Origin of the sequence: Carnobacterium viridans (assembly GCF_900102725.1) — a bacterium.
Lineage (GTDB): Bacteria > Bacillota > Bacilli > Lactobacillales > Carnobacteriaceae > Carnobacterium_B > Carnobacterium_B viridans.
Genome location: NZ_FNJW01000008.1, coordinates 816712 through 830596, shown reverse-complemented (window position 1 = coordinate 830596; position 13885 = coordinate 816712). Strand labels below are relative to the sequence as shown.

General features: G+C 35.4%; 12 protein-coding genes. 5 read left to right on the top strand and 7 right to left on the bottom strand.

What is annotated here, in order from left to right; genetic code table 11:
- Positions 1-18: 18 nt before the first annotated feature.
- The 6 genes from BLT48_RS13830 to BLT48_RS05285 form a co-directional block, all read right to left on the bottom strand.
- The gene (locus BLT48_RS13830; protein ID WP_176944077.1) at positions 19-165 is read right to left on the bottom strand and encodes a hypothetical protein; all 147 of its coding nucleotides are present in this window, start codon (positions 163-165) and stop codon (positions 19-21) included.
- Positions 166-343: 178 nt separating this feature from the next.
- Positions 344-964 carry a flavin reductase family protein gene (locus BLT48_RS05305; protein WP_089975927.1) on the bottom strand — a complete coding sequence of 207 codons (621 nt, stop codon included), beginning with the start codon at positions 962-964 and terminating at the stop codon, positions 344-346.
- Between the two features lie 45 nt (positions 965-1009).
- Positions 1010-1999 (bottom strand): ring-cleaving dioxygenase, encoded by a 990-nt coding sequence (locus BLT48_RS05300; protein WP_089975923.1) that lies wholly within the window; start codon positions 1997-1999, stop codon positions 1010-1012.
- A 1-nt stretch (position 2000) separates the two neighbouring features.
- The gene (locus tag BLT48_RS05295) at positions 2001-2903 is read right to left on the bottom strand and encodes a VOC family protein (protein ID WP_089975921.1); all 903 of its coding nucleotides are present in this window, start codon (positions 2901-2903) and stop codon (positions 2001-2003) included.
- 176 nt (positions 2904-3079) lie between these two features.
- Positions 3080-4138 carry a lactonase family protein gene (locus BLT48_RS05290; RefSeq protein ID WP_089975918.1) on the bottom strand — a complete coding sequence of 353 codons (1059 nt, stop codon included), beginning with the start codon at positions 4136-4138 and terminating at the stop codon, positions 3080-3082.
- Positions 4139-4416: 278 nt separating this feature from the next.
- The gene (locus BLT48_RS05285; RefSeq protein WP_035023823.1) at positions 4417-6522 is read right to left on the bottom strand and encodes a CDP-glycerol--glycerophosphate glycerophosphotransferase; all 2106 of its coding nucleotides are present in this window, start codon (positions 6520-6522) and stop codon (positions 4417-4419) included.
- Between the two features lie 207 nt (positions 6523-6729).
- On the opposite strand from BLT48_RS05285, the gene BLT48_RS05280 reads away from it, so the two are divergent.
- Together BLT48_RS05280 and BLT48_RS05275 are read left to right on the top strand one after the other, a co-directional pair.
- On the top strand, positions 6730-7089 hold the full coding sequence (locus tag BLT48_RS05280; RefSeq protein ID WP_035023821.1) for a PTS glucitol/sorbitol transporter subunit IIA: 360 nt from the start codon (positions 6730-6732) through the stop codon (positions 7087-7089).
- A 39-nt stretch (positions 7090-7128) separates the two neighbouring features.
- Positions 7129-8337, top strand: a complete 1209-nt coding sequence (locus tag BLT48_RS05275; protein WP_089975915.1) for an AI-2E family transporter — start codon at positions 7129-7131, stop codon at positions 8335-8337.
- A 97-nt stretch (positions 8338-8434) separates the two neighbouring features.
- On the opposite strand, the gene BLT48_RS05270 is transcribed toward BLT48_RS05275, so the two are convergent.
- Positions 8435-9058, bottom strand: a complete 624-nt coding sequence (locus tag BLT48_RS05270) for an NAD(P)H-dependent oxidoreductase (protein WP_089975912.1) — start codon at positions 9056-9058, stop codon at positions 8435-8437.
- A 279-nt stretch (positions 9059-9337) separates the two neighbouring features.
- Between BLT48_RS05270 and BLT48_RS05265 the strand changes: the two genes are divergently transcribed.
- From BLT48_RS05265 to BLT48_RS05255, 3 genes are all read left to right on the top strand, one after another.
- Positions 9338-11059, top strand: coding sequence for an ABC transporter ATP-binding protein (locus BLT48_RS05265; RefSeq protein ID WP_035023815.1), 1722 nt, complete (start codon positions 9338-9340; stop codon positions 11057-11059).
- Positions 11059-12918, top strand: coding sequence for an ABC transporter ATP-binding protein (locus tag BLT48_RS05260; RefSeq protein WP_089975909.1), 1860 nt, complete (start codon positions 11059-11061; stop codon positions 12916-12918). The genes BLT48_RS05265 and BLT48_RS05260 overlap by 1 nt, the downstream gene beginning before the upstream one ends.
- A 112-nt stretch (positions 12919-13030) precedes the next feature.
- Positions 13031-13654 carry an MBL fold metallo-hydrolase gene (locus BLT48_RS05255; protein WP_089975906.1) on the top strand — a complete coding sequence of 208 codons (624 nt, stop codon included), beginning with the start codon at positions 13031-13033 and terminating at the stop codon, positions 13652-13654.
- Positions 13655-13885 lie beyond the last annotated feature (231 nt).

The window sequence follows — 13885 nt, the reverse complement described above, 5'->3', positions numbered from 1 at the left end:
ATCCAAAAAAAGAGTCGCTCAAGAAATTTTTTCTTGAGCGACTCTTTCTGACTCTTCATCAATTGGTTTTATTTTAATAGAAGAAAAAAATTCTTCTGGAATAGACGGGTTTGCTTGTGGAGAGCCATGGGAACGTCTGAAGCCTGTAATCTTCAGAGCTTTCAAGCCTCAAATATAGCGTAACTGCTAAAGCATTAACGCTATATAATTCGCATTGAATCTAATGCATGGCTACAAGCAAACCCTATTCCTTCAAAAATTTCGTGCCATTCATTTAACTAAGTTATCAACACTAAAAAGTATTGAGCCGAAATTTTTTCTTGTTGAGCGGCTCTTTCTTAGTTTATGTTGGACGTACAATAGTGAATTCTTCATCTAGTGTAGCGTATTGGTTACCGGCAAGTCGTGCAACGGGATTTAATTTATCCGTTAAAATATATTCTTTTTCTTGATCAAAGACCGTCTCGTCAAAAAAGAAATCCGTTACTCGAATAAAAAAGAAGTCCGTTACAATATTGTCGTGCTCATCTTTAATTGGTACATATTGATGTAAGACACCTTCAAAACGAATTTTAGCTTCAACAATAGAAGGAACCTGCACGCTCAGACTATCAATCAATGTTAAGCTTGTGTGGTCCAACTCACTCTCGTCTGGTGAGAGTGGGGCAGATGTTTGGTTCATATCCTCAACGACAGATTGATCAACAATGTGTACAACCGCTTCTTTTCGATCAAGAATATTACGAGCGGTGTCTTTAATAACGCCATCTTTTCTTAAGATAGCAACGGTTAATAAAGGTAATTCATTGGATGCTGCACTGAAGAAACTGAAAGGAGCGGCATTTACTACGGAACCATCTTTTGACAAAGTGGTGACCCAAGCGATTGGACGTGGAATCACACTTCCGCTAACAAATTTGTACTGCTGTTTTTTGTTTAATTGTTCTGCTGTATAGTGAAACATAATTGGTCACTTCCTAAAAGTTAATTTTAACTATAAAAATAGATTTTAATCTAAATACTCTTTTTGAAATACTTTTGTACTGCGAACGGTATCTATCGGCCGAACCAATTTTTCTATCTCGGTACGTTGATCCCTGAATTTTGGTGGTAAGGCTAAGGTTTCACCTAATATTTCGTAATGTTCTTCATCGTCGATAAAACCAGGACCATCCGTTGCAAATTCAAACAAAATACCTGGAGATACACGGGCATAAAGAGATTCAAAGTAAAAACGATCGACATAACCAGAAGTTGGCAACCCAAATTGGTTCATTCGTTGAATCCATTCTTCTAAAACAGCACGATCCTCTACACGGAATGCAACGTGATGCACATTTCCATAACCTTGTCGTGCATCGGGAAGCAGAGCGCTGTACTCAACAATTACTTGCGCGCCATTTCCGCCTTCGCCAACTTCAAATTGGTGATAATTGCCTTCTTTAGCTATCTCTTTAAACAGCAAGACTTTCTCCAAAATTTCTTTCATAAAGTCAAAATTTTTCACACGTAAAAAGATAGGACCTAAACCAGTAATAGCAAATTCATCTGGAACTGGGCCTTTATGCCATGGGATACCAGAAGCTATTCCTACATTGTTTTCATCTGAAATCAATTGATAGTGTTGATCATCAAAATCATGAAAAGCCAACACTTTGACCCCAAATTGTTCTGAGATTTCTTTATGTGATACGTTATATTTATCAAATCGTTTGACCCAATAATCTAAAGCAGCATCACTTGGCACGCGTAAAGAAGTCTTTGAGATATCATTGGTTCCTTTTGAACCTTTAGGAATACCAGGGAAATCAAAAAATGTCATATCTGTACCTGCGCTGCCTTTATCATCTGAAAAGAAAAGGTGATACGTTTGAATGTCATCTTGGTTTACTGTCTTTTTTACTAAGCGGACACCCAAAACGTTCGTAAAGAAGTCATAAATCTTTTCTGCGCTACTTGTAATAGCTGTTACGTGGTGAATCCCTTTTAATCCATTCATATTAAAAATCCTCCAATTGAGCTTCGATTTCTGCTCGTTTGTTTTCTAAGAAAGCGGGTAGTGCTAGTGTTGTTCCTAATGTATCAAAGGGTTCATCAAGTATAAAGCCAGGAGTTTCAGTGGCTAATTCAATTCGTAGACCGTTTGGTTCTTTTACATATAAGCTTTTAAAATAACCTCGTTCAACATATTGATCAATGGGAATTTCCATTCGTACAGCTTTTTGATACATCTCTTCTAGCTCTTTAGATGAATGAACGGTATAAGCAATATGGTCAATCGATCCTCTTCCCATTCGAGATAAATTTGTCTTTCGGCTAGAAGTAACAGATGTGAAAACATCTTGGTGATCAAGTTGAACGCGTTGTCTTTGATTAGATAAAGATAAACCTAAATAATCGAATAAAAAAGAAAGCGTTTCTTCAGGACGCTCAACTTTAAGAAAACTTTCAAAAATTCCTATGATCTGATTTGCGGGTGGGACATCTGAATGCTTAGTCGCATTCTCAGGTAAAATCACGTCATCAACTTCTATCAGAGACAGTTCAAAGGAATCAGGATCTTTAAAGAATAGAATCGGTTCATTTTGATCCAATGTGGTTTCAATTGAATAACGCGCTAAACGAGATTCCCAATACGTTAACATGCCTTTAGGAATTTTTAAGGCAACTGTGGAGAAATAATTATTTTCAGGATAAGCACTGCCAACATTCTTTAATTCAAAAAAAGTCAGCAGAGTACCAGGGTTTCCTTGATAATCTCCATAAAATAAATGCCGCACAGCTGTATTTTCTTGATTGACTGTGTTTTTTACAAAGCGCAATCCAAGAACAGAGGTATAGAAAAAATGATTCTCTCTAGCTGATTTAGTGAAAGCTGAGATATGATGGATGCCTTTAATCATGAAATAAAATCTCCTTTCGTCTAACAATGAATCAATGAAATGAATTTATAACGTAACTATAACATACCATACAATCACTTACAATAAATAAGTTTAATTAGAGATAAATGTTACTGAGATAAAAATAAAAAACCAATCCGAACCCATTATAGGTTCAGATTAGTTTTTACTTGGCGTTAGTCAAATGTGACACAAACACATTCTGGAGCATAAACATCTTTTTGAAGCAGAGACAGTAGACCAGTTTCTGCATCTCTTTCAAATAAAGTCAATTTATCAGAATTTTGATGGCCAACGACGACAAATTGCTCAGAAGGGTCTAGTGCGAAATCACGAGGAGTATCTCCTTCAGACGGAATCAACTGAATACGCTCAATAGAATCTCCCGTTTCATTAATTGCATATACCGCAATTGAATTATGGCCACGATTAGAAGAATACAAGAAACGACCGTCTTCAGTAACGCGCACAGCTGATCCACTATTGAAAGTAGTATGTGTGTCTGGAATAGAAGAAACTGTTTGTACAGTTTCGAATGAACCATCAGCAGCATTGTAAGCTAATACAACAATTTCGCTCGTTAACTCTCCGACAAGGTAAGCAAATTTACCATTTGGATGAAAAACTAAGTGACGAGGACCTGTACCAGGCTTAGCCGTATACGTAGATGCTAAATCTAATTTTCCATCTTCAGAAACTTTGTAAGTGTAAACTTTGTCTGTCCCTAAATCACAAGCAACTACATATTGACGATCTGGCGTAAGATTAAGGTAATGTGCATGAGCTTTTTCTTGGTTTTCATGAATGCTGGATCCTTCATGTTGCTTAACATCTGTTAAGGTTAAGTTGCCTTTATTATCTGTTTTGTAAACAGAAACAAAGCCATCATGATAGCTGGTTGTATAAACTAATGAGCGATCGGCATCGTAAGCGACGTAACATGGTGGAGCAGCATTTTCTTCAATTAATTCACTTGTTTTCTCAAATAAAGTTGCTGTATTTTCATAAGATGTTGCAGGTTTTTTCTTAAATGCAGCAAGTCCACCACCAGTAGCCGTTTTACTAACAGAATAAATGATATCTTTTCCATTTGATAAAGCTAAATAAGTAGGATTGCCTACTTTTGCTAAAAGTTTTGCTTCTTCTAATCGTTTTGTCTGAGTATTTAAGATGATCTCATATATACCTTCACTGTTTCCTTTAGTATAGGTTCCTAAATAAATGGTTTCTTTCATTGATAAAGCCTCCTTGGTTTTATGTAACAGTTTTCAATTTCAAGTATAGCACTTGCTAGTTAAAGAATTAAAGTAAAAAGACACTTTTTAGAAAAAAAGTGTCTTTTTGGGCTGTATATTTTTTGGTGTTGATAGATCCATTAAATCGATTATCCAAAATTGCTGAAGGAATAGGGGGTGCTTGTAGCCGTGTAAAGGTCCCATGGCTACAAGTAAGCAAACCCGTCCATTCCAGAAGAAGTTGTTAAAGAACTTTTTTCATGATTGGAATCATTCGATTAATGAAGAAGATTTGTAATTGCTTCATAGATTCGCTGATTTGATTGAGTATCATGATAGTAAAGCAGTGCATCTGCTTTTTGTTGGTTTTTACGAGAAACCTGAAATTGATTTATACCGATTTGTTCCAGCAAATGAATCAAACTTTCTTCAGAAGTTGTAATTTCACCCGGTAGCTCATTTAAATAAATATGAGTCGAATTAAATGGCACTTCAGAAGCCAAAGTTTTAATATCTGGTTGATAAAATAAAACTGGTTTTAGTAAGAAACTAAAATCAAAAGCAATAGGATCCGCATCTGTGATCAAAAGGCTGCTCTCTTTAATCAGTTGTTGGATGTTTTCTTGACTTTGAAGCAAGACAGTACAATTACATTCAGTAAAGGCTGTTACGTAATGGAGCATCGCAGTAGGAAGAGCTATTACAACCTCTAGTTGGTACTGCTGAACAAAGTCTAAAAATATAGGGTTTTTTAATAGCGAAATAAAAGATAAAGTCAAATGTTCAATGACGTCCGATTGGTAGTATAAACCAGAATCATGATTCATCGGAAAAATAAGCAGCTGATGTTTACTTGCTGAAAGAGACTCGTCCTTTAGTAGCTCATCAAAACGAGGTAAACCAGTGATAGAAATTTTATCTTCAGGAAAGTTTAAGGTTTCGATTGCTAGTCGTTTCTCCGTTTTTGAACTGACAAAAAATAAATCTGCTTTGAATCGCTTAGTATCGTATTCTAAACTAGCTCTACTATCTTGCAAACCAAGAACATTTTTCTGCAAAACAACTTTCTTAGCGCTCAATCCATCTAGCCACAAAGGATTGCGTGTTGGCAAGATAGCAGAAGGTTCTTCAGTTGTAATCAATAATTGTGCCATTAATAAAGCCCAAATGTATTTTTTTGATTTATAAATCAAAAGGTGATCTTCTCCTAAAGCTGCAGCTTTAGCGTAGTCAGGCGAAGTTTTGTCAATGACATAATAAACTTCTTTTTCTGGATACCGTTGTCTCATGTAACGATAAAAAGCCCACCCGTTATTTTTAGCTTCCATAGGAGTTTCACCAATGATCCAAATACCTCGATTACTATAAAAAGGGCGTAAAACAGGCGCAAAGGGGAAGAGTTCATTCATATATTCGACAGTTTCTTTTTCAAAATTTGTCACAGAAAGAATAAAGTTGTTTGATTGTCCGGTAAAATTAGGAGCTAAAAACTTAGTGTTTTTTCCATAAGAATAAGAAAAACTAGTGTAATTTTTCTTGGCATTTGCATCGCTGGGATTAGACACACGAATAATAGTCGGATTAAAAAAACCATTTAAATACAGTTCGAAGTATAAATCAAAATCCTCGTCAATTGTGTTGCTGATAAAAAAATCGCGGGCACATTCTTCTAAATCTATATTAATTTGATAATCGTAACAATGGAGATGTGTTCCATCAGTTGAATCTGTAAGTTGATGATCTGAATGGATGACTTGGCGATGACCGAATTTTCTTCCCACCATTACAGTGTCAACCCGATTAATAGGAATCGCTTTTGTTACGATTGTACCTGTTAGTGCTAAAGTGTCTTTTTTCAATTGAAGAGTATCGATTGTTGAATCTTGAATATAGCGTACACTGCGGACTGGAATATTGATGGTAAAACAAAATCCTTGTGTTTTACGACTAAAATAAGGATAAAGATGATGACCGCTATCCTGTACTTCCGTCAACCCAAAGGATTCATAATGAGTAAAACGGTTCAGAGATAAAGGTTCATCTTTTTCGATTTCATGATCGTCTATTAAATAACGAACAGTAAAATAAAATTCAAAATGTTCTTTTGGATTCTCGGGAACATATTTTTTAATAAAAGAACGTATGTCAACTGAAAAAGAATAGAATTCATTAGTATTATCTGCTTTAAAAGAATATTTTTTTCCAGTTTCTCTATGTAAGATGAAAAATTCTTTGAATTCCGTTGAAACATCCTTTGTTAGAGTGACCGTGGTCATTAAGTTATCGTCTTGTTTTGTCAACCTAAATGATGGATGACGAAGCTCTTTAATTATCTTTTCAGCTTGTTCTATTTTTAAGTGTTGCTCATTAGTAGTAGAATTCATAAAATCCACCTCCATTATTGGGTAGTCTAGTCTAGTTTAATTTATCATACCAGTCTCATTAACATGTAGCAATCACTATAAGCATTTTTAAAAGAATGATTTACTATTGTTTATTAGGAAGGTTACCATTTAGTAACCCTTAGAAGAGTGAATATGGTAAAATAAATAAGAATAGAAGAATATGAAAATGTGAAAGGAATGGATAATATGTTAATTGGAACAATAACTGCAATCGGAGAAAATGCTATTAGCAAAAAAGATCCAATGATAATTTTATTTGGAGAGCAAGCTACAGAGGAAATTCGTACCGTAGCCATTATTCAATCTTTTGAAGAAGATAAAGAAACAGTAAAATTACAAACAGGGGATACAATTTCTTTTGATGAAAAGGTATATACTATTGAAACAGTCGGAAGTTTAGCAAATGAAAATTTGAATACTATTGGACACGTTACCCTTTCGTTTTCAGAAGTTCCAAAGGATGATCGAATCGAAAGCGGTATTTATTTAGCGCCACATGAGTTGCCTGAAGTATCTGTGGGAACTAAAATAAGTTACAACAATTAGAATTATAAGTGTATTGGGACAGATGAGAGAGGTGAAGACATGGGCGAAGAAAAAATAAAAAACAAAACCAGTGAGAAAGCAACGTGGTTTTGGAGATGGTTTTTGAATAATAAAGTCGTTTCAATTTTATTGATTACTCTTTTGGTTTTTTTAAACCTATTAGTGTTTCCAAAAGTTGAGTATGTTTTTTCACCAATTAGAGATTTTTTAAGTATTATTGGATTACCGGTTATTTTAGCAGGAGTGTTGTATTACTTAGTTAATCCTTTGGTCGATTGGATGGAGCGGAAAAAAATTCCCCGTTTGTTAGGTATAACTTGGATATTTATTGTTATAGGAGCTTTAATTGTTTGGGGAATTACAACGTTGATTCCAATCATTCAGGAACAGACCATTAGTATCATTAAAAACTGGCCAATTTATTGGGACAATATTGTTTCTCAAATTGATAGTTGGTTAAGAAGTGATGTGCTATCTGAATTTCAAACAAGATTATCTGATTTCAATACAAACATAATGTCCAATTTTTCTGAACAAGCGGATGGATTCGTAGGTTCAACTTTCGCTAGTATCGGAAGCGTGGTAGGAGCATTGACAAATGTTGTCATTGCGATTATCACGATGCCGTTTATCTTGTTTTACCTGCTGAAAGATGGAAAAAATCTTCCTTATCACATAATGAAAATCATTCCTTCAAAAATGAGAGTTAGTACGTACCAATTGTTATCCGAAATCAATATGCAAATTAGTCAATATATACGTGGTCAATTAATGGTAGCTTTTTTTGTCGGCTTAATGTTTTGGATAGGATTTGCTATTATTGGATTGGAATATGCTGTAACTCTAGGTGTACTAGCTGGATTCCTAAATCTGATTCCTTATCTAGGCTCATTTTTAGCAACTGTTCCAGCTATTGTGATTGCTCTGGTAGACTCACCAAGTATGTTGATCAAGGTATTGATTGTATTTGCTATTGAACAAACGATCGAAGGAAGAGTGATCCAACCGCAAATTCTAGGAAATAACTTAGAGGTTCATCCTCTTACGATCATCATCGTCTTGCTATCAGCTGGGAAAATTTTTGGTGTTCCTGGTGTAATTCTAGGTATTCCAGGATATGCCGTATTAAAGGTTATCGTTGTTCATTTCTTTAGATGGTATAAAGACTACACTGGTTTATACGACAATGATGAAAATCCAGCGCCACCACCAGTTGTAGCAGTAAAGAGAAAATCAAAAAAAGACTAGTGTTAATAAAAAATATAAGTATAAAGAAAAACAGACTGGAAAAAAAAGCTGCTACAGCTAATTTTTTCAGTCTGTTTTTTAAAGATGAATCAACTAGCTAGAATGTTTTTCCTAAGGCTGTTGCCTTTTCAATTCCTTCAGCTATAATATCAGCTGCTTTGTCAGGCGCATAGTCCATACCTTCAACAAATAATTCTTGAAAATCACTAACACCTATATAGGTTAAAATCGTTTTTAAATATTGATTGGCAGGATCTTTTCCGTCATAAACGCCACCATTTGCTTGAATATGTAAGACTTTTTTATCACCAGCAAGCCCAACAGCTTCGCCTTTTTCATTGTATTTAAATGTCTTTCCAGCAACAGTAATCGTATCGACCCATGCTTTTAAACGAGCGGGAACATTTAAGTTCCATAAAGGGTTTGCGATAACAACTTTATCAGCATGTAAAAAGCCGTTTGTGTATCCATTAAATAAAGTGATTTTTTGCTGCTTGGCTTCTGATAATTCATCAAAAGCAATACCAGTACCTAACTCTGACCAAGCTTGTAGTAGATTACGGTCGATATCTGGAACAGCTAAATCATATAAATTAATGTCTTCAATCGTATCTTCAGGATGACTTTCAGTATATGATTTTACGAAGGCATCAGTCACTTGCATCGAACGAGAATGCTCGCTATCTAGTGGGTGTGCACGAACAACTAATAAATGTGTCATAAATGGAATCCTTCTTTCATTTTTTTGATTTGAGAGCCCTCTCTTACTTGTCTCTTTAGTAGTTTACTAAAATACACCTTAAACAACAAGGCCAATATTTAGGAGGAAAGGATAGTTAGTTGAAAAAGAATAAATTGTTACTTATAATAAGGAACATAATTTTGATTTGTCTTTAATCAGATAGAACTAAAGAATAGGACTTAAACTTGCTACATTCATTAGACGATAAAATAAGGATGGAATAACTATTAAACCAAAACGTAGCTCAAGGAGGAAAAGATGTTTAATTTATTAAAAAAATTGAATTATTGGGCTGTTTTTTGGGCTGTTGTATTTATGGTCATTCAAGTTGTCGGAGATTTATATCTTCCCACCTTAACAGCGGAGATTATTGATAATGGAGTAGCAACGGGAGATGTAAATTATATTATTTCTGTAGGTGTTAAAATGTTAGGGTTTTCATTTGTTAGCATACTCGCTGCAATTGCCAATGTTTATTTGGCTGCACAACAATCCCAACAATTAGGAAGAAATTTACGCAAGGAAATTTACCGAAAAGTTTCTTATTTTTCTAATGATGAAATAGATAAAATAGGAACGTCTTCTCTTATTACTAGAACAACAAATGATGTAGAACAAATTCAATTAGTTACAATGATCATGCTGAGGATGATGATCATGGCTCCTATTATGCTTTTCGGAGCAGGGATATTGGCTTATAGTCGTGAACCAAAATTGGCTCAAGTCTTTATGTATGTCATTCCAATATTAGCAATTTTTATAGCAGTGATTTTATACTTTGCAGTGCCTTATTTTAGATCATTGCAAAAGAAAACAGATCGATTAAATCTAATATTTCGTGAAGGACTTACAGGGATTCGTGTGATTCGTGCGTTTAATCGAAATGATTCAGAAATGAACCGTTTTGACGAAGCAAATAAGGATTTTGCTGAGACATCTATTAAGGCCCAAACCATTATAAGCTTTATGATGCCGGTCATGATTTTAATTGTTAGTGCAACGAATATAGCCATCATTTGGTTTGGCGGAGAGTACGTCAGTGTAGGAGATATGGAAGTTGGAAATTTAGTGACTTTTCTGACTTATGCCATGCAAATTTTGATAAGCGTTATGATGCTATCAATGGTTTTTGTATTTATTCCAAGGGGACAAGTTTCTGCAGCGCGTATCAATGACGTTTTAGCTATGAAAAGTACCATTAAAGATCCTAAACATCCAGTTGCTATTCAAAAGAAAGACGTCGGTTCGCTATCCTTCGAAGGAGTAAATTACCGTTATTTGGGAGCAGAAAAACTCGCTTTAGAAGGAATTAGTTTTGAAGGTAGAAAAGGTGAGGTAGTCGCAATTGTTGGAGGAACAGGTTCTGGAAAAACAACTATCGCAAACTTACTCACACGCTTTTATGATGTTGAATCGGGAAGAATCACTATTAATGGGGTTGATATACGTAAAATGAAGCAGTCAAAATTGCGCAGTTTTACAGGATATGCTCCGCAAAAAGCTTTACTGTTCACAGGAACGATTCGCGAAAATTTACAATACGGAAAACCAGATGCAACAGATGAAGAAATGTGGTGTGCATTAGAAATCGCACAAGCAGCTGATTTTATTTCTGAATTGACAAATGGTTTAGATTCATTAGTAGAACAAGGTGGTGGGAACTTCTCAGGTGGGCAAAGACAACGATTAAACATAGCTAGAGCAATCGTTTCTAAGGCAGATATCATGATATTTGACGATTCTTTTTCAGCACTAGATTTTAAAACGGAAGTAAAGTTGAGAAAAGCTTTGATCCCAGAAATTAGAAGTTCAGTAGTTTTGATTATTGCCCAAAGAATCAGCTCAGTTATTCAAGCGGATACCATCATTGTTTTAGAAGAAGGAAAGATGGTTGGTAAAGGAACACATGAAGAGTTAAAGAACACCAATGAGACCTACCAAGAAATCATGAGATCTCAGATGAAAGAGGAGGAGATGTAATGAGTCGAAACAGTCCCGCTCAAACTAAATCTCTTCGTGAAAATAAACCAAAAAATTTTTGGAAGACAATAAAAAGACTGCTTGGCTATATGTCCAAACGGTTAGTTGCGCTAATCGGTGTATTCATTTTAGCGATTATAGCGATTGTATTGCAGGCTCAGACACCAAAAATTTTAGGAAAAGCCACAACCGAAATATTTAAAGGTGTGATGGACGGAATGCAGCCACGAGAAGGGGGACAGCTAGTTGAGGTTTTGCCAATCGATTTTAATTCAATTGCTAGCATCTTGGTAACTGTGGCAATACTTTATCTGTTTTCTGCAATCTTCACTTACTTCCAACAATTTACAATGACTCGTGTAGCCCAAAGGACCGTGTACGATTTACGAAAAGATTTAAAAGATAAAATGAACCGGGTTCCGATGAATTATTATGATACCCATTCAAATGGTGACATTATGTCTCGTGCAGTAAACGATATGGACCAAATTGCCAATACTTTACAGCAAACACTGACTCAGTTTGTCAACAGTCTAGTCACTTTTTTTGCAGTAGTGTACATGATGTTTACTATCAGCGGAACCTTAACACTGGTTACCTTGATTACTGTTCCAATAAGCGTTGTGACCATCAGCTTGATCGCTCCAAGGTCGCAAAAATTATTTGCAGTGCAGCAAAGAAGTTTAGGAATATTGAATAATCAAGTTGAAGAAACGTATGCAGGGCATGTTGTAGTAAAAACTTACAATCAAGAAGAAACTGAAATGATAAAATTTGAAGAAAAAAATGACCAACTCTACCAAGCTTCGCGAAAAGCACAGTTTTTATCGGGATTAATCATGCCACTAATGGCCTTTATTCGTAACTTAGGGTATCTGGCTGTTGCTGTAGTTGGTGGAATCTTTGTTGCAAATGGAGCAGTAACCTTAGGAAATGTACAAGCCATGTTGCAATATTCAAATCAATTCAACCAACCTATTCGTGAAATGGCGAATCTTATCAATATGATTCAAGCAACCGTGGCTTCAGCGGAGCGTGTTTTTGAAGTGCTAGATGAAGAAGAGATGACCAATGAATCTTCTTTTATTCCACCTGTAGAGAACTCCCTTTACAAGGTACAATTCGAGCATGTTCAATTTGGCTATGGCGGAAAAGATGAACCATTATTGATGAAAGATTTTAATTTAAACGTTGAAGCAGGGCAAATGGTTGCTATTGTAGGACCGACTGGTGCTGGAAAATCGACCTTAATCAATTTGTTAGAGCGTTTTTATGATATAAGCGGCGGAAGTATTAAGCTTGACGGTGTGGACATTAGAGATTTCTCCAGAGAAGAAGTACGGTCGCGTTTTGCTATGGTTCTGCAAGACACTTGGTTGTTTAATGGTACTATTATCGACAATATTCGTTATGGGAATGCATTATATGGCCAAGATGACGAACGGGTTTATAATGCTGCAAAAGCGGCTCATGTAGATGATTTTGTACGAAAACTCCCTCATGGATACGAAACTTTATTGAATGAAGAAGCTAGTAATATCTCGTCAGGTCAAAGGCAATTGATTACTATTGCGCGTGCTTTTTTAGTGGATCCAGAAATTCTAATTTTAGATGAAGCCACTTCTAGTGTTGATACAAGAACAGAAGTATTGATTCAAAAAGCGATGAGAAAACTACTGAAAAATAGAACCAGTTTTGTAGTGGCTCATCGACTTTCTACTATTCGTGATGCCGATAATATTATTGTAATGAACCATGGAGATGTTATTGAAACAGGTACTCACGATGAATTGATGGCCAAAAATGGATTTTATGCTGACTTATACAACAGTCAATTTGTTCAACAAATAGTTAGTTAATCGACTCTTTTGGTGAGCTCAATATAAATGAGTTGAAACCGTCGTTGTGTTCCTTTTTTATAAATTCTGCTAAACTAGCCCTATACGTTAGGAAGAAAAGGAGTTTAAACAAATGACACAGATTAAAAAAATTGTTACTGGAATGATCGGAGAAAATTGTTATGTTATCTATCAAGAAGGAAAAGCGTTGATCGTTGATCCTGGGGATGAATTTGTAAAGATAAAAAAGGTTTTAGATGAACTAAAAGTAGTACCTATCGCTATTTTATTGACACATACGCATTATGATCATATCGGTGCTTTAGAAGAAGTCAGAAAAAGTTATTCTATTCCCGTTTATGTTAGTGAATTGGAACAAGCATGGCTTGGCAATCCGATATTAAACCTTTCGATTCACTCAGGACATCCTATTACAGCAGAACTGGCTGAATTTGAATTTGAACTACTGAAAACATATGATATTGAAGGGTTTCAATTTAAAGTTGCCCCAACACCAGGCCATTCACCGGGTGGGGTCAGTTTTATTTTCGCTGACTTTGTGATCTCTGGTGATGCCTTATTCAAGGGAAGTATTGGTCGAACGGATTTGACTGGCAGCGATTCTGAAGCCTTGTTAAAAGGTATTAAAGAGCAATTGTTTTGTTTATCAGATGACTTGCGTGTCTACCCAGGACACGGTGATGAAACAACAATCGGTTATGAAAAAAGAACGAATCCTTTTTTTAAAGAAGGCTAATTTTTGAAAGCTGGGACGATTTAGTCCCAGCTTTTTATGATACAAAAAAACCACTCTAGCGGGGAACGCTAAAGTGGAAAGGGTAAGGATTCTTTTTACTTTGGAGGAGTAAAAAAGAAAATATGAAAAAGTTGGTTTGTTGTTTTGGTATATACATAGTATAGTACGCAATTATGAAAAAAGTGTGACGAAAAAATAGAAATTAAGTGAAAATCGCCTTTTTAACGGATA

Coding starts and splice junctions, on each gene's coding strand:
- BLT48_RS05305 (WP_089975927.1), bottom strand. CDS start 964: ATGTTTCACTATACAGCAGAACAATTAAACAAAAAACAGCAGTACAAA.
- BLT48_RS05300 (WP_089975923.1), bottom strand. CDS start 1,999: ATGAATGGATTAAAAGGGATTCACCACGTAACAGCTATTACAAGTAGC.
- BLT48_RS05295 (WP_089975921.1), bottom strand. CDS start 2,903: ATGATTAAAGGCATCCATCATATCTCAGCTTTCACTAAATCAGCTAGA.
- BLT48_RS05290 (WP_089975918.1), bottom strand. CDS start 4,138: ATGAAAGAAACCATTTATTTAGGAACCTATACTAAAGGAAACAGTGAA.
- BLT48_RS05285 (WP_035023823.1), bottom strand. CDS start 6,522: ATGAATTCTACTACTAATGAGCAACACTTAAAAATAGAACAAGCTGAA.
- BLT48_RS05280 (WP_035023821.1), top strand. CDS start 6,730: ATGTTAATTGGAACAATAACTGCAATCGGAGAAAATGCTATTAGCAAA.
- BLT48_RS05275 (WP_089975915.1), top strand. CDS start 7,129: ATGGGCGAAGAAAAAATAAAAAACAAAACCAGTGAGAAAGCAACGTGG.
- BLT48_RS05270 (WP_089975912.1), bottom strand. CDS start 9,058: ATGACACATTTATTAGTTGTTCGTGCACACCCACTAGATAGCGAGCAT.
- BLT48_RS05265 (WP_035023815.1), top strand. CDS start 9,338: ATGTTTAATTTATTAAAAAAATTGAATTATTGGGCTGTTTTTTGGGCT.
- BLT48_RS05260 (WP_089975909.1), top strand. CDS start 11,059: ATGAGTCGAAACAGTCCCGCTCAAACTAAATCTCTTCGTGAAAATAAA.
- BLT48_RS05255 (WP_089975906.1), top strand. CDS start 13,031: ATGACACAGATTAAAAAAATTGTTACTGGAATGATCGGAGAAAATTGT.